The 25,345-nt window shown below is 68.0% G+C and carries 23 protein-coding genes, 1 tRNA gene and 2 pseudogenes; 3 read left to right on the top strand and 23 right to left on the bottom strand.

Annotated elements, in window-relative coordinates:
* Positions 1-63: 63 nt before the first annotated feature.
* From MLGJGCBP_RS37750 to MLGJGCBP_RS37740, 3 genes are read right to left on the bottom strand one after another with little or no spacing between them, the layout of a single operon-like run.
* The gene (locus MLGJGCBP_RS37750) at positions 64-1,584 is read right to left on the bottom strand and encodes an acyl-CoA synthetase (RefSeq protein ID WP_160102332.1); all 1,521 of its coding nucleotides are present in this window, start codon (positions 1,582-1,584) and stop codon (positions 64-66) included.
* A 34-nt stretch (positions 1,585-1,618) separates the two neighbouring features.
* Positions 1,619-2,740, bottom strand: a complete 1,122-nt coding sequence (locus tag MLGJGCBP_RS37745) for a DUF5938 domain-containing protein (RefSeq protein WP_160102330.1) — start codon at positions 2,738-2,740, stop codon at positions 1,619-1,621.
* A gap of 46 nt (positions 2,741-2,786) precedes the next feature.
* Positions 2,787-3,590 (bottom strand): SDR family NAD(P)-dependent oxidoreductase, encoded by an 804-nt coding sequence (locus MLGJGCBP_RS37740; protein WP_160102328.1) that lies wholly within the window; start codon positions 3,588-3,590, stop codon positions 2,787-2,789.
* Between the two features lie 210 nt (positions 3,591-3,800).
* On the opposite strand from MLGJGCBP_RS37740, the gene MLGJGCBP_RS37735 reads away from it, so the two are divergent.
* The gene (locus MLGJGCBP_RS37735) at positions 3,801-4,436 is read left to right on the top strand and encodes a TetR/AcrR family transcriptional regulator (RefSeq protein WP_160102326.1); all 636 of its coding nucleotides are present in this window, start codon (positions 3,801-3,803) and stop codon (positions 4,434-4,436) included.
* 6 nt (positions 4,437-4,442) lie between these two features.
* Here MLGJGCBP_RS37735 and MLGJGCBP_RS37730 read toward each other — a convergent pair whose 3' ends face one another.
* Positions 4,443-4,883: an SRPBCC family protein gene (locus MLGJGCBP_RS37730; protein WP_087562130.1), complete on the bottom strand. Its 441-nt coding sequence runs from the start codon at positions 4,881-4,883 to the stop codon at positions 4,443-4,445.
* Here MLGJGCBP_RS37730 and MLGJGCBP_RS37725 point away from each other — a divergent pair.
* Positions 4,840-6,333 (top strand): annotated as a pseudogene (locus tag MLGJGCBP_RS37725) (MFS transporter); the annotation flags it as partial. The gene MLGJGCBP_RS37730 and the pseudogene MLGJGCBP_RS37725 overlap by 44 nt on opposite strands.
* Positions 6,334-6,497: 164 nt before the next feature.
* Here the strand turns inward: MLGJGCBP_RS37725 and MLGJGCBP_RS37720 are convergent.
* Positions 6,498-7,376, bottom strand: coding sequence for a sigma-70 family RNA polymerase sigma factor (locus tag MLGJGCBP_RS37720; protein ID WP_160102322.1), 879 nt, complete (start codon positions 7,374-7,376; stop codon positions 6,498-6,500).
* A 182-nt stretch (positions 7,377-7,558) separates the two neighbouring features.
* On the opposite strand from MLGJGCBP_RS37720, the gene MLGJGCBP_RS37715 reads away from it, so the two are divergent.
* Positions 7,559-8,320 carry a L,D-transpeptidase gene (locus tag MLGJGCBP_RS37715; RefSeq protein ID WP_160102348.1) on the top strand — a complete coding sequence of 254 codons (762 nt, stop codon included), beginning with the start codon at positions 7,559-7,561 and terminating at the stop codon, positions 8,318-8,320.
* A gap of 65 nt (positions 8,321-8,385) precedes the next feature.
* On the opposite strand, the gene MLGJGCBP_RS37710 is transcribed toward MLGJGCBP_RS37715, so the two are convergent.
* The 18 genes and pseudogenes from MLGJGCBP_RS37710 to MLGJGCBP_RS37625 form a co-directional block, all read right to left on the bottom strand.
* Positions 8,386-8,462 (bottom strand) — tRNA-Pro (locus MLGJGCBP_RS37710).
* 86 nt (positions 8,463-8,548) lie between these two features.
* The gene (gene der / locus MLGJGCBP_RS37705; protein WP_087562127.1) at positions 8,549-9,976 is read right to left on the bottom strand and encodes a ribosome biogenesis GTPase Der; all 1,428 of its coding nucleotides are present in this window, start codon (positions 9,974-9,976) and stop codon (positions 8,549-8,551) included.
* Positions 9,973-10,662 (bottom strand): (d)CMP kinase, encoded by a 690-nt coding sequence (cmk, locus tag MLGJGCBP_RS37700; RefSeq protein WP_087562126.1) that lies wholly within the window; start codon positions 10,660-10,662, stop codon positions 9,973-9,975. The genes der and cmk overlap by 4 nt, the downstream gene beginning before the upstream one ends.
* A complete protein-coding gene (locus MLGJGCBP_RS37695; RefSeq protein WP_160102320.1) occupies positions 10,659-11,711 on the bottom strand; it encodes a pseudouridine synthase in 1,053 nt (350 codons plus the stop codon). The genes cmk and MLGJGCBP_RS37695 overlap by 4 nt, the downstream gene beginning before the upstream one ends.
* Positions 11,712-11,727: 16 nt before the next feature.
* On the bottom strand, positions 11,728-12,441 hold the full coding sequence (gene scpB, locus MLGJGCBP_RS37690; protein WP_160102319.1) for an SMC-Scp complex subunit ScpB: 714 nt from the start codon (positions 12,439-12,441) through the stop codon (positions 11,728-11,730).
* On the bottom strand, positions 12,438-13,298 hold the full coding sequence (locus MLGJGCBP_RS37685) for a segregation and condensation protein A (RefSeq protein WP_160102318.1): 861 nt from the start codon (positions 13,296-13,298) through the stop codon (positions 12,438-12,440). Before MLGJGCBP_RS37685 ends, scpB begins: the two co-directional genes overlap by 4 nt.
* Entirely contained in the window at positions 13,299-14,303 is a 1,005-nt protein-coding gene (locus MLGJGCBP_RS37680) for a ParA family protein (RefSeq protein ID WP_160102317.1), read from the bottom strand.
* A gap of 58 nt (positions 14,304-14,361) precedes the next feature.
* A pseudogene (locus MLGJGCBP_RS37675) lies at positions 14,362-14,535 on the bottom strand (tyrosine-type recombinase/integrase); the annotation flags it as partial.
* A complete protein-coding gene (locus MLGJGCBP_RS37670) occupies positions 14,536-15,204 on the bottom strand; it encodes an NUDIX domain-containing protein (protein ID WP_160102316.1) in 669 nt (222 codons plus the stop codon).
* Positions 15,205-15,217: 13 nt separating this feature from the next.
* Positions 15,218-16,987, bottom strand: coding sequence for a CTP synthase (locus tag MLGJGCBP_RS37665; RefSeq protein ID WP_087562120.1), 1,770 nt, complete (start codon positions 16,985-16,987; stop codon positions 15,218-15,220).
* Between the two features lie 141 nt (positions 16,988-17,128).
* Positions 17,129-18,079: a copper transporter gene (locus tag MLGJGCBP_RS37660; RefSeq protein ID WP_087562119.1), complete on the bottom strand. Its 951-nt coding sequence runs from the start codon at positions 18,077-18,079 to the stop codon at positions 17,129-17,131.
* Positions 18,076-19,260: a putative cytokinetic ring protein SteA gene (gene steA, locus MLGJGCBP_RS37655; RefSeq protein ID WP_087562118.1), complete on the bottom strand. Its 1,185-nt coding sequence runs from the start codon at positions 19,258-19,260 to the stop codon at positions 18,076-18,078. The genes MLGJGCBP_RS37660 and steA overlap by 4 nt, the downstream gene beginning before the upstream one ends.
* Before the next feature lie 107 nt (positions 19,261-19,367).
* Positions 19,368-21,140 (bottom strand): DNA repair protein RecN, encoded by a 1,773-nt coding sequence (recN, locus tag MLGJGCBP_RS37650; protein ID WP_160102315.1) that lies wholly within the window; start codon positions 21,138-21,140, stop codon positions 19,368-19,370.
* Between the two features lie 2 nt (positions 21,141-21,142).
* Complete coding sequence (locus MLGJGCBP_RS37645) at positions 21,143-22,105, bottom strand: NAD kinase (RefSeq protein WP_072941897.1); 963 nt, start codon at positions 22,103-22,105, stop codon at positions 21,143-21,145.
* Positions 22,102-22,932 carry a TlyA family RNA methyltransferase gene (locus MLGJGCBP_RS37640; protein ID WP_160102314.1) on the bottom strand — a complete coding sequence of 277 codons (831 nt, stop codon included), beginning with the start codon at positions 22,930-22,932 and terminating at the stop codon, positions 22,102-22,104. The genes MLGJGCBP_RS37645 and MLGJGCBP_RS37640 overlap by 4 nt, the downstream gene beginning before the upstream one ends.
* Before the next feature lies 1 nt (position 22,933).
* Entirely contained in the window at positions 22,934-23,161 is a 228-nt protein-coding gene (locus MLGJGCBP_RS37635) for a hypothetical protein (RefSeq protein WP_043943807.1), read from the bottom strand.
* A 77-nt stretch (positions 23,162-23,238) separates the two neighbouring features.
* A complete protein-coding gene (locus MLGJGCBP_RS37630; protein WP_160102313.1) occupies positions 23,239-24,234 on the bottom strand; it encodes an HAD-IIA family hydrolase in 996 nt (331 codons plus the stop codon).
* Positions 24,231-25,223, bottom strand: coding sequence for a tetratricopeptide repeat protein (locus MLGJGCBP_RS37625; protein ID WP_160102312.1), 993 nt, complete (start codon positions 25,221-25,223; stop codon positions 24,231-24,233). Before MLGJGCBP_RS37625 ends, MLGJGCBP_RS37630 begins: the two co-directional genes overlap by 4 nt.
* Positions 25,224-25,345 lie beyond the last annotated feature (122 nt).

Genomic DNA, 25,345 nt, shown 5'->3' with positions numbered 1-25,345 from the left:
CTCGCCGCGAAACCCACGGTCCGGTCCCCCGCGTTTCGAGGCCCGCGTGCCGGGCGCCCGTCGTCAGCCGAGCAACTGCTGTTTGATCTCGTTCTTGAGGACCTTCCCGAGTTTGGAACGAGGCAGATCGGGCCAGACCAGGATCTCCTTCGGCGTCTTCACGCTGCCGATGCGCGCCTTCACGAACGCCGTGAGCGCGTCGGCCTCGATCGGTGTTCCCGCTCGCGCCTGGACGACGGCGACGACCCGTTCACCCCATTTGTCGTCGGGGAGCCCGATCACCCCGCAGTCCTGTATCCCCGGGTACGCCATGAGCGCCTGTTCCACTTCGACGGAATAGACGTTGAATCCGCCGGTGATGATCATGTCCTTCGCGCGGTCGACGATGTACAGGAAGTTGTCCTCGTCGAGGTACCCGATATCGCCCGTGTGATGCCAGCCGTGCGCCGACGCCTCCTGCGTCGCAACGGGATTCTTGTAGTACCCCGTCATGACGAGTGAGCTGCGCACGACCACTTCGCCCCGCTCCCCGGCAGGCAGCAGGGTTCCCTGCCCGTCCATGATCGCGACCGTGACCAGCGGGGAGGGTCGGCCCGCGGAGCTCAACCGGGCGGTCGCCACCGAGCCGTCCTCCAGGAAATGGTCTTTCGGCGCCATCGTCGCGATCATCATCGGCGCCTCGCTCTGCCCGAACAGCTGAGCCATCACCGGCCCGATCCGGGTCAGCGCCTCGCTCAGCCGCGTCGGCGAGATCGGCGCCGCGCCGTACCAGAAGCATTGCAGCGAACTCAGGTCCGTCGTCTCCAGGTCGGCATGGTCGAGCAGCATGTAGATCAGAGTCGGGGGGAGGAACGTGTGGGTGACTCGGTCCCGGTCGATGTGCGCGAGGAACTGCCCGAGGTCGGGTGCCGGCAGGATGACCACCTGCCCGCCGAGGGTGAGGATCGGAAAGCAGAGAACACCCGCCGCGTGGGTCAACGGCGCGAGGGCGAGGTACACCGGTCTGCCGTCGAACGGGTAACTCATCAGGGTCAGCGCGGACATCGTCTCGATGTTCCGGCCGGTGAGCATCACCCCCTTCGGCCGTCCCGTCGTCCCGCCGGTGCCGACGATCATCGCGAGGTCGTCTACGGGCTCGGCATCGACAGGTTCGGTCCCCAGCCACGCGTCGAACGAGTCGGCGTAGGCCTCGTCGCCGTCGAGGCACACGAGCGTCGTGAGCAGCGGCAACTGCTGCCGGATCCGATCGACCAAGGGCGCGAACGCCTTCTGGAAGATCAGGCAGCGACAGTCGAAGAGGTCGAGCAGGTCCCGATTCTCCGCAGCCTCGTTCCGCGGGTTGATCGGGCACCACACCGCCCCCGCCCGGCTGATCCCGAACACGCAGGAGAACGCGGTCGGATCGTTGCCGGACAGGACGGCCACCTTGTCGCCCGCGGCGATCCCCGACCGTGCCAGCGCCGCGGCGACCCGCCGGCTCAGGTCCTGGACGTCCGCGTACGACAGCGTCCGCTCGCCCATCGTCAGACACGGCGACGACGGTCCGAGCGAAGCGCCCTTGTCGAGGTAGTCGGTCAAGCGCATCGTGCGATCCTCCTGAAAGTCGCGGCCGGGACGATCAGCTCTGCACGGTGACGACCGGCTCCATCACGAGACCGAAACTGCGCAGGATTCCCAGGAGTTCGCGATGACCGAACGCCTGGCATGCCGACGCCAGTCCCGCCCGCTTCGGCGGCTGCTGCAACAGGGAGTACGCGGCGTAGGCCTGCAGGAGACCCGTCTGCTTGTAGTTGCAGTTGCCGTGGATGACGCAGTGCGCACGCCCGAGTGGCCCCGACGCGTACACGGAGTCCAGCGACGTGTTGACGCGCGGGTTCTCCCGCGGCGGCATTCCCGCCTGCACGGAACCGGCGATCTCGGCGAGTGCGGCCTCCTGCTGGTCCGCGGGCAGGGTCTTGATCTGCTCTTCGACCATCTTCTGCGTCGCGACGACGCCCTCCATGACGGATCGGTCGAACACGCCGCCCGCGGCCTTCACGTTGGCCACCCGCGGATCGTCCTTGAACCACACGGGGTGGCAGGTGCCTCCCCACGGCAACGCGAGTGCCATCTGATGCTGTCCCGGAACGACGACCTCGAAGGTGCTGCCGGGCTCCCACTTCGCGTACTGGTTCTGTTCCAGGTAATACCAGTCGGCCTTGAGGATCGTGAAGATCGTCTGGGTGGACGCGTACGTGGGAAATCCCTTCCACAACACCAGGATGTCGAGCGTGTCCAGACCCGGCGTCTCCAGCGCGATGTTCGCGGCGATCTCGCCGGTAGTGTACATCTGGGCGACGCCGGGAGAGAGCAGCAACCCCTTCTCCGCGAACTGGTCACCGAACTTCGCCTGCACGTCCAGAACCCAGTCCTGCTCACCCGTCGTGTCGGTGTAGTGGCATCCCGCGGCGAGGGCCGCCTCGACGACGACGGCACCGTACTTGATGAACGGGCCCACCATATTGCTGACCACCCGCGCCCCGCTGAACAGTTCCGTCAGCGCCGGGACGGTGTGCTCTACCTCGACCACGTCGTGATCGACGGTGTCCAGGCCGGGAATGCGGTCTAGCACTTCCTGGATCCGCTTCTTGTCCCGTCCCGCGGCGATGAACGGAATGTTGAACTCGCGCAGGTATTCACACACGAGTCGTCCGGTGTATCCGGAGACTCCGTAGACGATGACGGGTTTCTTTTCGGTCATGACGTGCCCTTTCGGTGAATGCGGGGAGAGAGCCGGAGCGGTCGAATTACATGCCCATGCCACCGTCGACCGGCAGGCCGATTCCGGTGACGAAGCGGGCGGCGTCGGAGGCCAGGAAAACGACGGTGTCGGCGATGTCCGCGACCTCACCGAGCCGCCCGAGCGGGGTCAGGCCGATCACGTCGGCGACCGCGGCGTCGGCGCTGGGCCACAATCCGAGCCTCTCCATGTCGGCGGCAAGCCCGAGCCCCATCTCCGTGGCGACCAGCCCGGGGTACACGCAGTTCACGCGGACGCCGTAGCCCAGTTTTCCCGCTTCCTGCGCCGCGACCCGGGTGAGCCGGTCGACGGCGGACTTGGTGGCGGAATAGCCGGCGATGCCGGGGAACGGGATCGTGGCGGCCACCGAGGAGACGTTGACGATCGACCCTCCCGCGCCCGCCGCACCGCCGGGACGCATCGCGCGCAGACCGTGCTTCAAGCCGAGCGCGACACCGAGGATGTTCACGTCGCACATCCGGCGGACGTCGGCGGGGTCGATGTCGACCACGAGCGACGAGATCTCGATGCCGGCGTTGTTGACGAGGAGGTCGAGTCCGCCGAGTTGCTCCACGGTGGCAGCGACGGCGCGCCCCCAGTTGCCGTCGTCGGTGACGTCGAGGAGCACGAATCCGGTGTCGACACCGGTCTTCCCGAGCGAGTCGGCAGTCGCGCGTCCCTCCTCCTCGAGGACGTCGCCGATCACGACCGCCGCACCGGCGTCGGCGAGGGCGGCTGCCATTCCGGCCCCCAGCCCCTTCGCACCACCGGTGACCAGCGCTTTTCGTCCTGCAAGATCACGCACGCTCATTCCGACCTGCCTTCGCACCGAGACGATTCGCGGAAACCACGTCACGAGACACTGTTCGCATTGTGGTGTGGGTCACAGCGTATTCGACTCTGGACGACTGTCAAGATTTCTCTTGACGACTGTCAAGATTTTGTTACACAGTCGTCAAGGAACGCGGGCTAGACTGATGCACACCGTGCTGGACTCCGCGAGCCGAACAGGAAGAATGCCGTGACACCCGTCGCCGAGAAGAACGCCGACCGGGTCTCGCGCCGCCAGGTCGACAAATTCGCCGAGCGCCGGGATCAACTCGCCGAGGCCGCGTTGCAGACCCTCTCGGAACTCGGCTACGCCCGCACCAGCCTTCGGGAGATCGCCCAGAACTCCGAGTTCTCCCACGGCGTTCTGCACTACTACTTCAGCGACAAGGTCGATCTGATCACGCACTGCGTCCGGCACTACAAGGCGCGCTGCGTCACGCGCTACGACGGCGTGGTTTCCACGGCGCATACGCCCGAGGAGTTGAAGGCGGGATTCGGCCGGGTGCTGGTGGATTCGCTCCGCGACGAGGCCTCCATGCATCGCCTCTGGTACGACCTCCGCTCGCAGTCGCTGTTCGAGGAGTCGTTCCGCGCGGACGTCGCCGCGATCGACCAGAGTCTCGAAAACATGATCTGGCGCATCGTGTCCCGTTACGCGGAACTGGCGGGACGCACGATCACGATCGCCCCGCCCACCATGTACGCCGTGTTCGACGGACTGTTCCAGCAGAGTCTCGCCAGGTATCTGTCGGGCGACGACGCGGCGGCGGACGCCCTCGCCGAGGGCGTCGATCAGATACTGGCGCTCGTCATTCCGGCACGGTAGGGCCGGTCACTTCTCCGCGGCGGCCTTGATTCGCTGCGCGAAAGCGGGCGCGTCCTTGCGGGCCGCCCGAAGTGCGAGGGGCGCGATCAGTTTTCCGATCCCGTGCCCCTCCAGCACGTTGAAGATCGTCACCTTCGTACCCGCGCCCGACGGTTCGAGGTCGTAACCGCCCTCTTTCGCGGTCACGGAATTCGTCGATCGCTCCGCCCAGCGAATCTTCCGCGGCGCCTCGAATTCGGTGATCTCGAACTCCCGCTTCGTGGTCATCCCCGCATCCTTGACGGTGCTGACGAAGACGGTGCCGACCCCGGGAGGACCGTCCGTCTTCTTCACGATCTCCTGGACCCGAGGGCTGAACTCCCGGTCGTTGACCCCGGCGGCGAGGTACTCGAACACTTCCTCGATGGGGCGATCGATCACCACAGTGCCTTCGAACCGTCCAGCCATGCCAGCCTCCCGTTTCCGTGACCTGCCGGGTTCCGACAGTACTCGCGACGCGGCCGGTGCGCGGTCACATCGCCGCCGGGCCGTCGGTCATAGAAGTGACGACCGAAGAACACAGGAAGGCTTCATCATGGACACCTCGATCACCGGCACGTCCGGATCGCGACAAGCGACTGCGGCACCGCAGTTTCTCTCCACCGCCCGAGGCAGACTCACCCTGACGTTGTTGTGCGCCGTGGCTTTTCTCGACTTCGTCGACGCGTCCATCGTCAACATCGCGCTGCCCGACATTCGCAGCGACCTGGACTTCTCGGTGCAGGAACTGCAGTGGGTTCCCAGCGGCTATCTCATCACCTACGGCGGGTTCATGCTGCTCGGCGGTCGCCTCGCCGACCTCCTCGGCCGCCGTCGCATCCTCGTCACCGGCACCGTCGTCATCGGATTGTCTTCGCTGGTCGGTGGTTTCGCCGGCACCACGGAGATCCTGATCGGCGCCCGGCTCGCACAGGGTGTCGGTGCGGCGCTGATGCTTCCGGCAGCGCTGTCGATCCTGACGACGACATTCGAGGAGGGGTCCGAACGCCATACCGCACTCGGTGTCTGGGCCGGCGTGGGCGGTCTCGCGTCCGCGGTCGGGGTGTTTCTCGGTGGTGTGCTCACCGAGGGCCCGGGCTGGCGATGGGTGTTGTTCGTCAACCCGGTGGCGTGTGTTCTCGTGCTGCCCGCGGTCTACGCTCTGATTCCCGACGACCGCCGCCGCGCCAGGTTCGCGGACTTCGACCTGGTGGGTGGCGTGCTCGGTACCGGCGGGATGCTGATGTTCGTCTACGCCCTGGTCGAGGCGCCCGACCAGGGGTGGGTGTCGGCCCGCACGATCGGCGCGTTCGCCGTTGCGTTCGTCCTGATCGCCGCGTTCCTGGTGAACGAGCAGCGCAGCCCCGATCCACTGCTGCCGCTGTCGATCTTCCGCATCAAGGGCCTGGCCGCGGCAAATGTCACGGGGCTGATCGCGTTCGCCGGTCTGCTCGCGATGTTCTTCTTCCTCACCCTCTACATGCAGAACGTTCTGGGCTACTCCCCCATGCAGACCGGGGCGGCGTACCTTCCGCTCTGTCTGGGCGTCGGGGTCGCAGCCGGAATCTCCTCCCAGTTGCTCACGCGCATCGGAACCCGCCCGGTCACCGTCGCGGGCGCGCTGGTGGCGGCGGCGGGCCTGTTCTACCTGGCCCGGATCCCGGTCGACGGCGCCTATCTCGCCGATCTGTTCCCGGGGCTGATGATCGTGTCGCTGGGCCTCGGTGCCGTCTTCGTCGGCGTCACCACCGCAGCCAACGCGGGTGTGCCTGCCGAGGAGGCGGGGCTCGCGGCGGCGTTGCTGAACGCCTCGCAGCAGGTCGGCAGCGCGCTCGGTCTGGCGATCTTCGCCGCGATCGCCACCTCCCGTACCCAGCACCTGCTCGCAGCGAATTCGGCTGTGCCCGAGGCACTCACCTCCGGCTTCCAGCGAGCGCTGCTGACCGGCAGCATCTTCCTTGCCGCCGCAGCGCTGATCGCCCTGCGCACCGGCAACGCCCACGGAGACGGCGGGCACCGCGCGGAATGACCCCGGTGGGCTCGTCAGTCGAGATTCTCGACGAGGAGCCCGGCGAGGCGCTCGCGGTCGGCGAGGATGTCGATCTCCACGATCGTCCCCTGCCGGATCGTGACACCCATGACGGACAGCAGTTGTCCCTCGGAGATCGCGACCACGCCGGCGGCACCGTTGACGAGTGCGGGCTGCGCGAACCGGGCCAGCCGCGCGTACCCGAGCACCCGGCCCGCGACGGTCTCCGCACCGCGCACCATCGTGGAGGCGCCCGCGGGCAACGCGCCCGTGTCGGCCCGGAGCACGACATCCGGATCCAGTACCGCCACGAGTGCGTCGAAGTCGCCGCCCCTCGCCGCCGCCAGAAACGCGTCGACCACAGCGCGCTGCCGGACGGGATCGGTGTCGGGAACGGGCGCGCCCTGCAGTCGGCGCCGCGCGCGGCTGGCCAGTTGCCGGGCGGCCGCCGGGGATCGCTCGACGATCGGGGCGATGTCCTCGAACGGCACGGCGAACATGTCGTGCAGCACGAACGCCAGCCGCTCCGATGGGGTGAGCGTGCCCAGGACCACGAGCAGCGCGAGACCCACCGAATCGGCGAGCACCGCCTCCTGTTCGGGGTAGCTGCCGTCCGAGAGCGTCACGATCGGGTCGGGCACCTGCACGTCCAGTGGCTCTTCCCGCCGCGACCTGCGGGACTGCAGCATGTTCAGGCACACACGGGCCACTACCGTCGTCAGCCACCCGCCCAGGTTCTCCACCGAATCGGTGTCCGTTCGGCTGAGCCGCAGCCAGGATTCCTGCACCGCGTCCTCGGCCTCGGTGAGCGAGCCGAGCATCCGGTAGGCCACCGACCGCAGGTGCCGGCGGTGCGTCTCGAACTGCTGCGCCAGCACGTCGTTCTCGTTCATCGGTCACATCCCTCCGTCGCCGTCTGTCACCTATGTGACCGGCGAAACGCGGCCGATGTGACGACGGCGCGTCGCCCGTGGCCCTCTGATGCGCGTAATGCATCCAGTTTCCCTGGTTCCGCTGTCGGATATCGCCGTGGTTAACTGAAATGACGCTCACAGTCTCCGAAGGGCTGGACGGCATGTGGAAATCGCAGCAGGTCGGACGTCTGTTCCTCGTCTCGGTACTCGCGGCACTCGCCGTGTGCGGGGTGAGCGCCGCCGCGTCGGCGACGCCCCCAGCCGTCACCGGAAAGATCCTCGCACCGGCCCTCTCCCCCGCGAGCGGTCAGGTCGTCGGAATCGCCCATCCCGTCGTCGTCCGGTTCACGGCTCCGGTGCCCGATCGCGCGCTCGCCGAGCGTGGTGTCCGGATCACCCCGTCGACACCGGTGCCCGGGCGGTTCTCCTGGATCGACGACCGCACCCTGCAATGGAGCCCCGACCATTTCTGGCCGGCGCACACCGCGGTGACCGTCGAGGCTGCGGGAGCGAGGTCGCAATTCCAGGTCGGTGACGCACTCGTCGCCGTCGCGAACACGACGACACACCAGTTCACGGTCAGCATCAACGACCAGATCGTGCAGACCATGCCTGCGTCGATGGGCAAACCCGGCTACGAGACACCGCTCGGGACGTTCCCCGTCATCGAGCAGTTCCGCGACATGATCATGGACTCGTCGACGTACGGTGTCCCGATCGACGACGAGGAGGGCTACCGCCTCTACGTCGAATACGCCACCCGCATCACGTGGGGCGGGATCTTCGTGCACGCCGCACCGTGGTCGGTGGCCTCGCAGGGATTCGAGAACGTCAGCCACGGCTGCATCAACCTCAGCACCGAGAACGCGCGGTGGTTCTACGACAACGCCAAGGTCGGCGATCCCGTCATCGTCACGGCGTGAGCACCGGCCTCGAGACACAGAAAAGGCGGCTCCCCGTTTCCGGGAAACCGCCTTCGCTGATCATCTGGTCGGGCTGACAGGATTTGAACCTGCGACCACTTGACCCCCAGTCAAGTGCGCTACCAAGCTGCGCCACAGCCCGTCCACACCCTCGTTCAGGTGCTCGATGAGATTACATCAGCGGCAGTCCGTAACGCTAATCGCCTGGTCAGAGCGCATTCTGTCGGATCAACGACTCCGTCGCTCACGCTTTTCCCGCACCCGCACCGAGATGCGGACGGGACTGCCGTCGAAATTGAACTCCTCACGCAGACGCCGCTCCAGGAACCGGCGGTAGCCTGCCTCGAGGAACCCTGTCGTGAACAGCACGAACGTCGGTGGACGCGTTCCGGCCTGCGTGGCGAACATCACGCGAGGCAGCCGACCACCGCGCATCGGCGGCGGCGTCGCGGCGACGACTTCCTTGAGCCACGTGTTGAGCCTGCCGGTCGGAATGCGCTTGTCCCACGATTCCAGCGCCGTGTCGAGGGCGGGCACCAGCTTCTGCACCGCACGCCCCGTCTGCGCCGAGATGTTGACGCGCTGCGCCCACGGCACACGCACCAGGTCCCGATCGACTTCCCGATCGAGCTGCAGGCGCCGGTCCTCGTCGACGAGATCCCACTTGTTGAACGCGATGACGAGGGCGCGGCCCGCGTCGGCGACCATGCTCAGCACACGCAGGTCCTGCTCGGAGATCGGCTCGGACGCGTCGATCAGCAGGATCGCGACCTCGGCGGCCTCGATGGCGCTCTTCGTCCGCAGCGACGCGTAGAACTCGGCGCCGCTGGCGTGGCTGACCCGCTTGCGCAGACCGGCGGTGTCGACGAATCGCCACGGCCTGCCGCCGAGTTCCACGATCGAGTCGACCGGGTCGACGGTGGTGCCCGCGACGTTGTGGACCACCGAACGCTCGTCGCCCGACAGCTTGTTCAGCAGGCTCGACTTCCCGACGTTCGGCTTCCCGACCAGGGCCACACGCCGCGGTCCGCCGCCGGGGATGCCCTCACGCGGGGTCTCCGGCAGGGCGGCGAGCACCTCGTCGAGGAGATCTCCCGTGCCGCGGCCGTGCGTCGCACTGACCGAGTGCGGCTGCCCGAGCCCCAGCGACCACAGTGCGGCCACCTCGGATTCGGTGCGGCCGTCGTCCACCTTGTTGGCGACCAGCAGAACCGGGGTCTTGGACCTGCGCAGCACCTTGGCCACGGCCTCGTCGGTCGCGGTGGCACCGACGACGGCATCGACGACGAGCAGGATCGCATCCGCGGTCTGCATCGCCAGTTCCGCCTGCCGCGCCACCGACTGCTGCAGGCCCTTGGCGTCGGGTTCCCAGCCGCCGGTGTCCTGCACCATGAACCGGCGGCCACTCCAGTTCGCCTCGTACGAGACTCGGTCCCGGGTCACACCGGGAATGTCCTCGACGACGGCCTCGCGGCGGCCGATGATCCGGTTGACGAGCGTCGATTTACCGACGTTCGGGCGGCCGACCACGGCGAGGGTCGGAACCGGGATGTGGGCCTCCCCGTCGCCGCCGTCTTCGAGGTCGAGGACCTCCCAGTCAGATTCCTCACTCCAGGTGCCGTCGCCGGCGAACTCGGTGGTGAATTGTTCGGTCACTGCCCTGCTCCACTTCTGTCGCTTACCACCAGCAGCAACCTGCCGATCACGTCGTCGATTCCGAGTTCGCTGGTGTCGACCAGCACGGAATCGTCGGCCGGCCGCAGCGGCGACACGGCGCGCGTGGAGTCGAGGTGGTCACGACGCTGCACGTCGGCCAGTACGGCCGCGTAGTCGTCGCCTCGCCCCTCCGCGAGATTCTGCGCATTCCTGCGCTGGGCCCGGGCTTCCGCCGAGGCGGTGAGGTAGATCTTCACGTCGGCGTCGGGGAGCACGACGGTGCCGATGTCCCGGCCCTCGACGACGATCCGTTCGGTCTCGCCCGTGATCCGACGCTGCGCGGCGACGAGCAGTTCACGCACCGCGGGAACGGCGGACACGGCCGAGACGGCCTTGGTCACCGCGTCGCCGCGGATCTCCTCCCCCACGTCCTCGCCGTCGAGCAGGACCTGCTCGCCCGCCGGGTCGGTGCCGATCGACCACGGCAGACCGGCGGTCGCGTCGGCGATCGCGGCGGGATCCGTGAGGTCCACGCCCTTGCGCAGCACATGCAGCGTCGCGATGCGGTACATGGCGCCGGTGTCGAGGTAGCGGGCGTCGAGGCGCTGCGCCAGCATCCGTGAGACGCTCGACTTCCCGGTTCCGGACGGGCCGTCCATCGCGACGACCAGCGAAGAGGTACTCACAGGCCCACCGCCCCGTAAAGACCGCCGACCTCGCCTCGACCCAGGACGCGCAGCGTGCCGGGGCGCTGGTCGCCGAGAGCGACCGCGCCGATGTCCGTCCGGACGAGCCGGATGACGGGGTGTCCCACAGCGTCGAACAGGCGGCGCACGATGTGCTTGCGACCTTCGTGCAGCGTGACCCGGACGAGCGACTTGCCCTCGTTGATGTCGAGGAGCGTGAACGTGTCGACCTTCGCCGGTCCGTCCTCGAGCTCGACACCCTCCTTCAGCTTCTTACCGACGCCGCGCTCGAGGGCCCCCGACACGGTCGCCAGGTACGTCTTCGACACCTCGAACGACGGGTGCATCAGCCGATGCGCGAGATCACCGTCGTTGGTGAGCAGCAGCAGCCCCTCGGTGTCGGCGTCGAGCCGGCCGACGTGGAACAACCGCTGACCAGCGGCGACCCGCTCGGAGACGATGTCGCCGACGCACGGGCGACCCAGGTCGTCCGACATCGTCGACTGCCAGCCGCGGGGCTTGTTGAGGGCGAGGTGAACCAGGTCCTTCTGGACGACCACGCGGACACCGTCCACGCGCACGACCGCGTTCTCGGGGTCGATGCGCAGTCCCTGTTCGATGACGATGCGGCCGTCGACCTCGACGCGACCCTGCGAGATCAGTTCCTCGGCCGCACGACGCGACGCGACGCCGGCCTGAGCGAGAACCTTCTGCAGGCGCATGCCGTCGCCCTGCGGCGGGCCGACGGGCCGATCGGCGTCGGCGTACTGGTGCCGGGCCGGCTTGGCGTTGCTGATCTTGGGGGCCTGCGCCTGCGCGCGCTGCGGCTTGGCCGACTTCGGCTTGCCACGCTTGTTCTTCGCGGCAGGGTCGGGCCTGCCGGGTTTGCCCTTCACGGCGTCGGGCCGGCCTGATCGATGACCGGCCTCGGCCCTGTCCGGACGCCCTCCGGCCTCCGACCTGGTGCGCCCTCCGGTCTCCGACCTGGTGGGGCGCTGCTTCTTGTTGTTGCGATCCGGTGTGCCATCTCGGCGAGCGGGTTTCTTCACTTTTGTACTATCCCTGTCAGTCTTCGGTGTCCAGCCCGGTGTCCAACTCTTCTGTGGAAGCCGTAGCTTTATTCATTCTCGCAAATCGTGGGTCAGATTCCAGACTGTCACTGATGTCATCTATCAGGTCCACATCCGGCAACAACGGAGCCAAGGCGGGAAGATCGGCCAGAGACGCCAAGCCGAGCCGTTCCAGGAAAAGTTCCGTCGTCGAGTACTGCGTGGCGTTGGTATCGGGGTCGACGCCGGCTTCGGCGATCAACCCGCGAGCGAGAAGTGTGCGCACCACACCATCCACGTTGACGCCGCGCACCGCACTGATCCGTGCGCGGGTCAACGGTTGACGGTATGCCACCACGGCCAGAGTTTCCAATGCCGCCCTCGTCAGTTTGGAGCGCGCTCCGTCGAGCAGGAGCCGTTCGACGTAGGGCGCGTACGCGGTGCGGGTGTAGAGACGCCAACCGTCACCGGCATATCGGAGGTCCATCCCGCTTTCCCGGGCCGTGAGCTCGGCCGACATACGGTTCAGGGACTCCGTGATGCGATTCACAGAAGCACCGGTCGCGGACGCGAGCTGCTCCGCTCCGGCCGGAGAGTCGACGATCAGCAGCAACGACTCGAGAATCGCTGCCAGTTCGGTGTCCGACAGCTCGGGTTCTGCGTCCGACAGCTCGGGTTCTCTGTCGACGGCGCCGGGCTCGTCCGGCTCGTCGAACGGGGCCGAACTCATCCGTAATCCTCCTCGGTCACCGGGGCGTGCGTGCCTTCCCCGGTCCAGCTCACCAGTAGTTCCCCGAGCGGCTCGGGCTGTTCGAACAACACCGACTGCTCGCGGTACAGCTCGAGCAGCGCGAGGAACCTTGCCACGATTTCGACGGTGACCTCGCACTCCGAGACGAGGTCGCCGAAGGTCGCCCACTCACCGGCTCCTCGCTCGCGGAGCAGTTCCAGCATGCGCGCCGCCTGTTCGGGGACCGACACCGCGTGCATGTCGTGCAGGTGGTCGAGTCCCACGGTGGGCTTCGGGCGGGGTGTGAACACGGTCGCGGCGATCTCCGCGAACCGCTGCGGGTCGACGCCGAGCAATACTTCCGGCAGCAACTGGGTGAACTGGTCCTCCAGTGCCGCCGACCGCGGGTACCGGCGCAGCGCGGCCGCCTCGAGCTCGCCGAACAGTTGCGCCACCTGCTTGTACGCGCGGTACTGCAGCAGCCGGGCGAACAGCAGGTCGCGTGCTTCGAGGAGCGCGAGGTCCTCGGCGTCCTCCACCTGTCCGGCGGGGAGCAGACGCGCCGCCTTCAGATCGAGCAGCGTCGCGGCGACCACCAGGAACTCGGTGGTCTGGTCGAGTCCCATCTCCGCACCGAGGGTGCGCATGTAGGCGATGAAGTCGTCCGTCACCTGGTGCAGCGCGACTTCCGTCACGTCCAGCTGCCGCTGGTTGATCAGGGTGAGCAGCAGATCGAACGGACCCTCGAAATTCCGCAGCGTCACCCGGAAGCCGGGTTTGGCGGCGGGCGCCTGCGGGTCCTCGCCGTTCGAACCCTCGGTCTGCGGTGGTGCCGGAATGTCTTGCGTATCCACCACTTACCGGCCGGACCGGTGGATGACCTCGCGTGCCAGCGCACGGTACGCCTCGGCACCGGTCGATTTGGGCGCCCACGTGGTGATCGGTTCCCCGGCGACGGAAGTCTCGGGGAATCGCACGGTCCGGTTGATCACGGTGTCGTAGACCAGATCCCCGAACACCTCCACCACGCGGGCCATCACCTCGCGCGCGTGCAGGGTCCGCGAGTCGAACATCGTCACGACGATGCCGGCGAGTTCGAGCCGCGGGTTGAGCCTGTCGTGGACCTTCTCGACCGTGTCGTTGAGCAGCGCGAGGCCACGCAGGCTGAAGTACTCGCACTCCATCGGGATTATCACCGAGTCCGCGCAGGCCAAAGCGTTGACCGTGAGCAGGCCGAGGGACGGCTGGCAGTCGATGAGGACGTAGTCGTAGCGGTCGAGCACGGGATGCAGCACACGTCCGAGCGTCTGCTCCCGCCCCACCTCGGTGACGAGCTGGATCTCCGCCGCCGACAGGTCGATGTTGCTCGGCAGAAGGTCGAGGCCCTCGACGCGTGTCCGCATCAGGACGTCGTCGATCGAGACGCGCGGTTCGACGAGCAGATTGTGGACCGTCAATTCGAGGTCGTTGTGCGCGACGCCGAGGCCCGCGGACAACGCGCCCTGGGGATCGAGGTCGACGAGCAGGACCCGCCTGCCATATTCGGCCAGCGACGCACCCAGGTTGATCGTCGACGTCGTCTTGCCGACGCCGCCCTTCTGGTTGCACATCGCGACGATCTTGGCCGGTCCGTGCGAGGGCAACGGGGCGGGTTCCGGCACGTCACGCGTCGGCCGTCCCGTGGGGCCGAGTTCCTCCTCCACGACCACGGCAGCGTCCTCGAACAAGTCTGCGGTTTCAGTTTGCCGCACGTCGAACATGTCGCCCTCCGGTTGCGAGTGCTCTGACTCCGCCGCTGGCGGCTGCGGTGTCACCACGGTCCGATGATCCCCTGTTCTCTCGATGATCGCTGCCGATCCCACATCGTTATACGAACGCTACCGCCTCGTACCGTGAATTTTCCCCTCGACACGCTTTCCGCTACCGCGCCCCGGGGTGCGCTCCCGCCCACACTTCGCGGAGCGCACCCACTGTCACCAGCGCATATATCCGAGTGGTCGTCACCGACGCGTGTCCCAGCAACTCCTGAACGACGCGGACGTCGGCGCCGCCGTCGAGCAGGTGGGTCGCGGACGAGTGGCGGAGTGTGTGCGGTCAGGCCCGCGCGGCTTCGTCCCCGGCGGCACGTGCGCGCTTCCGCTCGCTGAACCGCTCGGGGCGATCGACCCAGGGGGCGCTCACGTCGCGGAGTTCGCCGAGACCACCCGGCCGGGACCGGGCGGCGGCGAGGGCCATCACTCCGGACGCGGCCGTGGCGTTGACGATGGTCCCGTTCAGCACCATCGACACGACCTCGTCGAACGGAATCCGCTCGATCTCGAGGTCGGCTTCCTCATCCTCCGGGTCGGGCCGGTCCACCTCGTACAGGTCCTCGGCGAGGAACACCCGCACCGACTCGTCCGTGAACCCCGGTGAGAGAACGACATCCACGAGGACGGACCAGCGCCGGGCCGCGAGGCCGGTCTCCTCCGCCAGTTCGCGTCGCGCGGCGTCGACGGGGTCCTCCCCCGGCTCGTCCAGCAGGCCCGCCGGGATCTCCCACAACCGGCGCCCCACCGGGTGCCGGTACTGGTGGATCAACACGATCCGGTCCTCGTCGTCGAGCACCACGACGGCGACGGCGCCGTGGTGCTCGACCACCTCACGTTCGGCGGTCCTGCCATCCGGCATCGCGACGTGATCCACGCGCAGCGCGAGGATCGCGCCGCGGTAGACGGCGCGTGAGTCGAGAGTCTCGAATTCGTGCCGGCCGATGTCGGGCATGGTCCGTGTCGCCCTATCCTGCGCTGTCGACCGACGCGACCTCGTCGCGGTCGGCGGAATCGGCGATCTCGTCGTCGGCGGCCGCACGCTCCTCACCGTGCACGTCGACGGGGAGGCGCTCCTCGAGCTTGTGCCGCAGCGCCGCGTCGACGAACGCCGCGAACAGCGGATGCGGACGCGTCGGACGGCTCTTCAGCTCGGGATGGGCCTGCGTGGCGACGAAGAACGGGTGCTGGTCGGCCGGGTACTCGACGAACTCGACGAGGTGACCGTCGGGAGAGGTGCCGCTGAACCGGAGTCCACTCTTGGCGATCCGGTCGCGGTACGCGTTGTTGACCTCGTAGCGGTGACGGTGACGTTCGGACACCTCTTCGCTGCCGTAGGCCCGGGCGACGACGGATCCCTTCGCCAGGACGGCCGGGTACGCGCCGAGGCGCATCGTGCCGCCGAGGTCGGCCTCACCAGCGATGACGTCTTCCTGATCGGCCATGGTGGAGATCACGGGGTGCGTGGTCTCGGGTTCGAACTCGGCGGAGTTGGCATCGTCCAGACCCACGCTGCGCGCGGCCTCGATCACGACGCACTGCAGACCCAGGCACAGTCCGAGCAGGGGGATCTTCCGGTGGCGGGCATACCGGATCGCACCGAGCTTGCCCTCGATGCCGCGGATTCCGAAGCCACCGGGAATCAGAACGCCGTCGACGTCGCCGAGCGCGGCCTGCGCGCCCGCTTCCGTCTCACACGCGTCGGACGGCACCCACGAGATCTCCACCTTGGAGCGATTTGCGAATCCGCCTGCACGCAGCGCCTCGGTGACGGAGAGGTACGCGTCGGGCAGGTCGACGTATTTTCCGACCAGGGCGATCCGCACGGTCTCGCGTGGCTGGTGGACACGCTCGAGCAGGTTTCCCCACACGGTCCAGTCCACGTCGCGGAACGGCAGTCCCAGCTGACGGACGACGTACGCGTCGAGGCCCTCGCTGTGCAGCACCTTCGGGATGTCGTAGATCGACGGCGCATCGGGGGTCGAGATGCAGCCGTCGACGTCGACGTCGCACATGAGCGCGATCTTGTTCTTCAGCGCCGGGGGAACCTCGCGGTCGCAGCGCAGGATCAGCGCGTCGGGCTGAATACCGATGTTCCGCAGTGCGGCAACCGAGTGCTGGGTGGGCTTCGTCTTGAGCTCACCCGACGGCGCCAGGTACGGGACCAGGGAGACGTGGAGGAAGAAGACGTTGTCCCGGCCGACGTCGTGGCGCACCTGACGGGCGGCCTCGAGGAACGGCTGCGATTCGATGTCGCCGACGGTGCCGCCGATCTCCGTGATGACGACGTCCGGGCGGTGCCCCTGCAGATCCGGCCCGCTCATCGCCAGGATGCGGCTCTTGATCTCGTCCGTGATGTGCGGAATGACCTGGACGGTGTCGCCGAGGTATTCGCCGCGCCGCTCCTTGGCGATGACCGTCGAATACACCTGGCCGGTGGTCACATTCGCCTGACCGGACAGGTCGCGGTCGAGGAAGCGCTCGTAGTGGCCGACGTCGAGGTCGGTCTCCGCACCGTCCTCGGTGACGAAGACCTCACCGTGCTGGAAGGGGTTCATCGTGCCCGGATCGACGTTGAGATACGGATCCAGTTTCTGCATGGTCACGCGCATTCCCCGCGCGGTCAGCAATTGCCCGAGGCTCGAGGCTGTGAGGCCCTTGCCGAGTGAGGAGGCGACGCCGCCGCTCACGAAGATGTGCTTGGTGGCGGTACGCGAATGAGTGCGTGACTGTGGCAAAGGGGCTCCCGTGACGACTGTGCAGGGCTTGGTCTGTTCGAGCAATGCTGGGGCCTGCCGACCCACGGGACTTCACGGTAACACCTCGGCGGACGTCCCGGAAACAACGCGCCGCGATTGCCCGCCCCGATGTGACGCGCGCTACGCCGGGGTGGCCCCCACGGTGACTCCGGTGGTGCCGGGTCCCGTGCCGTACCGGCCTGCGCCGCCGTTCAGTTGCTCCTGCAGGGCGAGCGGAACGGTGATCTTGCCTGCTTCCCGGTCGATGTTGTCGATCGTCGTGAGCGCCGCCGAGAGAGCGGCGTCGGCCCGGGCCACGGCGACCGCGCCGTTGCCCTGGGCGGAGGCCGGACGTCCGGCGAGCACCGCACCGGCACCGCGCGAGTCCAGCGCGCCCGCGAACCGCGCCACGACGGCACCGCGGTTGCCGCTGACGCCGTCCTCGACGTCCCTGTCACCGGTCAGCACCACCGCGACCTGCGCAGGCTGGACCGCGCCGTCGTCGTAGCTGACGAATCCGGCGCCGCGCAGGGTCTCGAGGGCGAGCGCCATCTCCTGGGCGGAACTCTGCGGCTGACCCGTCTCCTTGCCGAGCATGAGAACCGAGCCCAGCAGGTCGCCCGCGAGGCTGCCCTGGTCGACGGCCCCGGTCTTCAACGTGACGCCCGCGGGGATCACGTTGTTGACGACCGTCCGCAACCGGTCACCGCCCGTGGCGTCGACGAACGAGTCGGTCAACGACACCCGCCCGGTCACCGAACCGCCGGCCTGCGCGATCATCCGGTTGACTCCGTCGAGGTCGGCGGGGTCGGCATCGGGGGTCGTCACGACCATCACCGTGCGCTGCGCGAGCGAGCCTGCGACCACGCGGCCGCCCACCGCGGAATCGAAGCCGTCCGCCGAGTTCAACTGCTCGGTCAGTTGGTTGTTGCGTTCGGTCGCGTTCTCCATGTCGGTCTGCAGGTCGGCCTTGTCGTCGCGCAGTCCCGACACGAGACCGCTCGACAACAGGCCGGAGCCCATCACCACGCCGATTGCCAGAGCCAGAAAGATCGCCGCTATGGAAATGGCATGTTGACGCAGAGAAATCACTTGAAGAACCCCTGGACCCACAACGCGAAGCTGTTCCATGTCGCGACGGCCCAGTCGAGTGCCTCACCACCCACGTTGGACACGACCAACGCCACGATCACGGCCACGAGAGCGGCGAGGACGAGCAGCGCGATCGCGCCGCCCGACACCCGGCTCCGGTACAGGGTCGCCACGGCCTTCGCGTCCACCAGTTTCGGCCCGACCTTCAGGCGGGTCATGAACGCCGACGGGTTGCTGTCGCGGCGGCCGCGGTCGAAGAACTCGTCGAGGGAGACGGTGCTCCCGACCGTGACGATCAGCGACGCGCCGTGGTGGTCGGCCAGCAGCAGGGCCAGGTCGGACGGGGACCCGGACGCGGGGAACGTCATCGCTCCGATGCCGAGGTCCTGGATACGCGACAGACCGGGTGCGTGGCCGTCCTGGTCGGCGGGCAGGACCACCTCGGCGCCCGACTTCAACGTCGCGCTCGTGATGTCCTCTGGGTCGCCGACGATGAGGTCCGGGCGATAGCCCGCCGACTTCAGGACGTCGGCGCCTGCCCCGACTCCGATGAGGATCGGTGAGTACTCCTTGATGAACGGCTTGAGGTTCTTCAGGTCGGACGCGTGGTCCGGGCCGTCGGACACGATGACGACGTGCCGGTCCTTCATGTCGACGTCGACGTCGGGGACTCCGACCCCGTCGATCAGCAGCGGACTCTCGGTGCGGATGAACTCGATGGTGTTGCCGGAGAATGCCTCGAGGTGGTCGACCAGTCCGGTCTTCGCCTCGATCATCCGGTCTGAGATCTCCGCCTCGGTCTGTTCGTCGCCGTTGGCGATGCGCCGTTCCCCGGAGTAGACACCTCCCCCGTTCACCCGGACCTTGCTGCCGTCCTTGATGCTCTTGAAGACCTCGGCGCCCGCCGAATCCACCAGGAGGATCCCGTTGGCGACGATCACCTCCGGGCCGAGGTTGGGATACCGACCCGAAATCGAGGGCGACGCGTTGATCACAGCGAGGACGCCGGCCTTCACCAGGGCGTCCGCGGTTCCGCGATCGAGGTCGAGCTCGTCGAGAACGACGATGTCGCCGGGTCCGACGCGGCGCAGCAACTTGGCCGTGTTGCGATCCACCCTGGCGATGCCGCTGACCCCAGGCAAAGTTTCGGTGTTACGTGACAGCAGTGCCGGCATCTTCATGGATTCGATGATGGACCGGAAGCAGGACCGACCTGTGGAGGCGCGCCGAACCGTTTACCACATCAGTCACACCATTACCACGGCGGCCGACGGCTCACCGGGCCGGGTCAGGCGGACCGCTCGGCGTTGGCAGTCGCCAGCAGCTCCTCCGCGTGGGCGCGACCGGTCTCCGTGTCGTCGAGGCCGGCGAGCATCCGGGCCAGTTCCACGACCCGTTCGTCGTCGGTGAGTGTATGCACGCCACTGCTGACGACGCCGTCCTCGTCGTCGACCTTGTCGACCACCAGGTGGGTGTCCGCGAACGCCGCAACCTGCGGCAGGTGCGTGACGACGATGACCTGGTGCGTGCGGGCCAGCCGGGCCAGTCGCCGGCCGATCTCGACCGCGGCGCGCCCTCCGACGCCGGCGTCGACCTCGTCGAACACCATCGTCGCGCCCGAGTCGGACCCGGCGAGCACCACCTCGAGGGCGAGCATCACGCGCGAGAGTTCACCGCCGGACGCGCTCTTGCTGATCGGCAGCGACTGCGCGCCGCTGTGCGCCGACAGCCGGAACTCCACTTCGTCGACGCCGGACGATCCCGCGTGCAGTTCGGTGCCGTCGACAGTGAGCGGGGCCGTGTCCTGGGGTCCGGCGATCCGGGGCCGGACCGTCACCTCGAGTGCCGCGCGGCCCATTGCCAGACCGGCGAGTTCGGAGCTGACGGCCTTGGCGAGCTTGGTCGCGGCCTTGACGCGGGCCGCGGTCAGTTTCGACGCCGCCTCCGCCGTCGACGCCGCCGACTCCTCCACCTGCTTCGTCAGGGCGGCCAGCGCATCCGAGGAGACGTCGATCTTCGCGAGCCGCGCACGGGCGTTGTCGGCCCATTCCAGTACGCCGTCGACGTCGGCGGCGTACTTACGGATGAGGTTCTTCAGTTCTGCCTGCCGGGACAGCAGGGAGTCCAGCGCCCCAGGGTCCGCCGGTAGCCCGGCGAGATACGTGGTGAGATCGGCGGAGACGTCGGTGACCACCGCGATCGCGTCGGCGAGGCGGGGTCCGAGTCCGTCGAGTTCGGGGTCGGTGGCCGATTCGATTCGGGCCCGCGCCTCGGACAGCAGATCCAGCGCGGGCGCGGCCACACCGTCACCGTCCATGTCGTCGCCACCGGCTAGAGCGGCGTGTGCTTCCTCCGCCGCCGACCGCAGCGAGTCGAGTTCGCTGAGCCTGCGCACCTCCGACACGATCGACTCGTCTTCGCCCGGGGTCGGGGCGACGCCGTCGATCTCGTTGAGGGCGAACGTCAGTTGGTCGGCTTCCTGCGCGAGTTCCCGGGTACGACCGGTCCGTTCGATCAGTTCGGATCGCGCGGTCATCCACTCGTCGCGGTGCTTGCGGTACCGCGCGATCAGCGGCCCGACCGCCTTGTCGGCGAATCGGTCGAGCGCGGCGCACTGCTGGTCCGGGCGGAGCAGCCGCAGCTGATCGTTCTGCCCGTGCACGGTGAGCAGTGGATCGGTGAACTCGGACAGCAGGCCCGCCGGAACGCTGCGCCCACCCAGGTGGGCCCGGGACCGGCCGTCGCTGCCGACGGTGCGGACCGCGATGATGGTGCCGTCCTCGTCCCGCTCGGCACCCGTCGATTCCAGCAGCCGCGACACCGCACGTTCGACGTGCTCCGAGCCCTCGTCCGTCATGAACCGGCCCTCGACGACGGCGCGCGGCGCACCGAGCCGAACCCGGCCCGCGTCGGCCCGCGCACCGCTGAGCAGGTGCAGGCTCGTCACCACCATCGTCTTGCCCGCGCCGGTCTCACCGGTGAGCACGGTCAAACCTTCGTGGAATTGCGCCGACGCCTCGGAGATCACGCCGAGGTTGTCGATCCTGATCTCTGCCAGCACGTCTAGGGCTTCCTTCCTCGCCACCCTGTGACGGGCAGCTCGAACTTTCGCACCATCCGGTCCGCGAACGGCGCCGAATCCAGTCGTACCCAACGAACGGGTTCCTTGCCACGCACCACTTCGACGCGGGCGCCCGCGGGCAATTCGAGGGTCCGGCGACCGTCGCAGAACACCAGGCCGTCGTGGCTGCCTGCCACCGTCTCCACCGCGATCAACGATTCCGGGCTCGTCACGAGGGGGCGCGCGAACAAGGCATGCGCGTTGCTCGGGACCACCAGCAGCGCCTCGAGTTCCGGCCACACCACGGGGCCGCCCGCCGAGAACGCGTATGCCGTCGACCCGGTGGGTGTGGAGATGAGGACGCCGTCGCAGCCGAATGCCGACACCGGCCGCCCGTCCACCTCGAGCACCACCTCGAGCACACCGAGCCGGGACCGGTTCTCGATGCTGGCCTCGTTGAGCGCCCAGCCTCGTTCGATGATCTCGTCGTCCACCCGGACCAGCACGTCCAGCGTCATGCGGTGTTCGATGCGGTATTCCCGGCGCACCACCTGGCCTAATGCCTCGTCGAGGTGCTCGGCCTCCGTTTCCGCGAGGAACCCGATCCGGCCCAGATTGATGCCCAGGACCGGAATGGACGCGGCCTGGGCGAGTTCCGCTGCCCGGAGGAACGTGCCGTCGCCGCCGAGGACGAGCACCATTTCGCACCCGAGGGCGGCGTCGGGGCCGGCCTGCACGATGGTGACTTCCAGCCCTGGAACCAGGAATTCGTCGGCCGCCATGCCGTCCATCGGTTCGATGCGGGTGCTGTCGACCTCGTCGACGAGCACGCGCAGTCCGATCCCGGCCCGCTCGAAGATCTTGCCGACGCGCCGCGCGGTCTCCGTGATCTCGGCGCGACCCGGGTGCGCCACGAGCAGGATCTCCCGCTCGCGTTGCTGGGCGCCGCTGCTTCCCCCGCTCACTGTGGTCCCTCCTGCACCGCGGTGCGGATCAACTCTTCTACCGACTCGACCTGTACATCATCCGTCCCGGGTGTGACATCCGCGCGGAGCCACAGGAAGTATTCGACGTTCCCCGACGGTCCCGGCAGTGGACTGGCCACTGCACCGACGGTACGCAGTCCCAGCGACGCCGCCGTCTTCGCGACGTCCAGTACCGCGGCGACACGCAACTCCGGGTCACGCACAACCCCACCGGAGCCCACGTGATCCTTGCCGACCTCGAACTGCGGCTTCACCATCGGTATCAGGTCTGCGCCCTCGGCCACGCAGGCGACGAACGCCGGGAGCACGAGTTTCAGGGAGATGAACGACAGGTCCGCGACCACCAGTTCGACCCGGCCGCCGATCTGTTCGGCATCGATGGATCGCACGTTGGTGCGGTCCACGACGTGCACGCGGTCGTCGGACTGCAGGCGCCACACCAACTGTCCGTACCCGACGTCCACCGCCACGACCTCCCGCGCGCCGTGGTGCAGCAGCACGTCGGTGAAGCCGCCGGTCGATGCGCCGGCGTCGAGACAGCGCTTGCCGTCGACTTCGAGTCCGCGGGGGCCGAACGCCTCGAGCGCACCGAGGAGTTTGTGCGCGCCGCGGGATGCCCAGGACACTTCGTTGTCGACCTCGACCACCCGCAGCGGCGTTCCCGCTTCGATGGCGGTGGCCGGTTTGGTCGCTGCCGCACCCGAGATCAGCACTCGGCCGGAGGCGATGAGTTCTTGCGCGTGTTCTCGGGACCGGGCCAGTCCCCGCCGAACGAGTTCGGCATCCACCCGTGCTCGACGGGCCACGTCAGATCTTGTCCACGGTGGCCAGGGCCTCCACCAGCACGTCGTGCGCCTTCTCGAGAAGATGGGCTTTGCGTGGGATGACCCCGACGCCGTGCTCGTCGTCGGGATCAGGTTCGACGGCTCCGAGCCGCGACAACAATCCGTCGACCTCCGTGTGGATCTTCTCGGGGTCGACACTCTGAGGAGGCCCAGGTAGATGGGCTCCCGGGCGCGGTATTGGCGTGCTCATCGGGCACAACGCTAGTCCATCGCGTTCCGATACGCATACAGCGAATCGCGTGACGAACAACGCGGGTCCGGTGGGGTTCAGGCACCCCAGCCGGAGACGACTGCGCTCACCGCGGGCGTCGTCGACGTGATCCGCGCGAAGTCGGGGAATTTCCATGCACCGACGGCCACGGCCCGCAGCAACGCGGCCGAATCCACCGGTTCACCGGAATCCGCGGCTGGTTCGATCACCAGATCGGTGCCGTCGAACTCGACCGACCACCGGCTGTCCTCCCCGACGAGCGACTCGTCGGCGGGCCGGTTTAGCGCGTCCAGTTCGGATGCCAGGTACGTGGGGCGCTGCTCCGGGACGGCACGCAGCACGTCGATCGCAGTACTCACTCCGGTGAGCACCAGCAGCGAGTCGAGACCGACGTTGTTGGCGCCTTCGATGTCGGTGTCCAGCCTGTCGCCGACGACGAGGGGCCGCACACAACCGCTGCGGCGCATCGCATCTTCCATCAGCGGCGCGGCCGGCTTACCCGCCACGAGTGGTTCGCGGGACGTCGCCGCGCGCAGGGCTGCGACCATCGAACCGTTGCCGAGCACGAGACCCCGCTCGGTGGGGAGGGTCGAGTCGAGGTTCGCCGCCACCCAGACGGCACCCGCACGGATCGCGAGGGTCGCCTCGGCGAGGATCGCCCAGTCCGTGGTCGGCGAATGTCCCTGGACGACAGCGGCGGGTGCGTCCTCGAACGAACGCACCGGACGCAGTCCGACGTTGCGCACCTCGTCGGCGAGCGCTTCGGTGCCCACGACGAGCACCGGTGAGCCGGGTGCGACGTTTTCCGCGAGCAGCCTGGCCGCGGACTGCGAACTCGTCACCACCGTCGACTCGCCGGCGTCGAAACCGAGTTCGGTCAGGTGTTCCGCGACGTCGCCGGGACTGCGACTGGCGTTGTTGGTCACGTAGTAGCAGGACTGCGTCCCGGCCGCCAAAGCCTCACGCGCACCGGGGATTTCCTGCGGCCCCTGGTACAGGGTGCCGTCGAGGTCGAGCAGCAGTGCGTCGTAATTGTCGCGCAGCGTCGTCACTGATCGTCTCCGGTCAGCTCGGCCACACGCTCCTCCGCGTCGGTGTCGCCCTCGAGATCCGCGGCGGCGGAGTTGAGGAACCACTTGAGTCCATCCTCGATACGACCGGCCGCAACCAGGGCATCCGCGTACGCATAGAACAGGCGAGCGGCACTGGGACCGGTCCGCGCGGCGTCGAGATCGGGAGTCTGCAGCGTGACGACGGCCTGATCGAACTGTCCGAGATCCATGCGCGCACCGGCGACCACCATGCGCAGCTCGGCAGCTTCGTCACCCGAGAGTGCAGCGGCTTCCTCGCTTCGGCCGAGTTCGATCGCACGTTCCGGGCGACCGAGTCCACGTTCGCAGTCCGCCATCACCGCGAGCAGTCCGGGACCGCCTGCCATGCGACGAGCAGCGCGCAACTCCGACAAGGCTTCCGCCCATTCGCCGGCGTGGTATGCGGTGATACCCGCAGCCTCACGGACGATGGCGATGCGACCCGCACGCTGACGCGCGGCCCGGGCATGTGCGAGTGCGAGGCGCGGATCGTCGTCGACGAGCTTGCCGGCCATCACCAGGTGACGCGCAACCGTGTTCGCGTTCGTCTTGTCCAAGCTCAGCAGGTCTCGGCGGACGGCCGGATCGAGTTCGCCTGCCTCGACGTTCTCGGGCAGATCCGGTTCGTCCGGACGGGCCTGCTGCCGCTGCGGACGGTCACCTTCACGTCCGCGAGGCGCGAAGCCGCCCTCACCGCCACGACGGGGTCCGCCACCACGACGATCGCCCCCTGCGCCGCCACGGTTGTCGCGCGAATCGCGACGGGGACCGCCGGACGAGCCACCACGACCGGAACCGCCGGCGCCGCCACGATTACCACCGGAGGCACCGCCACGGTTAGCACCGGAGGCACCGCCACGGTTAGCACCGGAGGCACCGCCTCGGTCATTACTCGAGGCACCGCCTCCGCGGAAGGACCGACGTCCGTCGTCACTCTCCGACACAGTCATTCCTTTCACACAAACCACGAAAGGGGACCCAGTATATTGGGTCCCCTTTCGGTAACGGATGTTCGGCGGTGTCCTACTCTCCCACACCCTGTCGGGTGCAGTACCATCGGCGCTGGAGGGCT

The sequence above is a fragment of the Rhodococcus sp. T7 genome, assembly GCF_009872365.1.
Taxonomy (GTDB): domain Bacteria; phylum Actinomycetota; class Actinomycetes; order Mycobacteriales; family Mycobacteriaceae; genus Rhodococcus_F.
The sequence above is the reverse complement of the archived record's forward strand: the minus strand, read 5'-3'. Positions and strand labels throughout refer to the sequence as shown.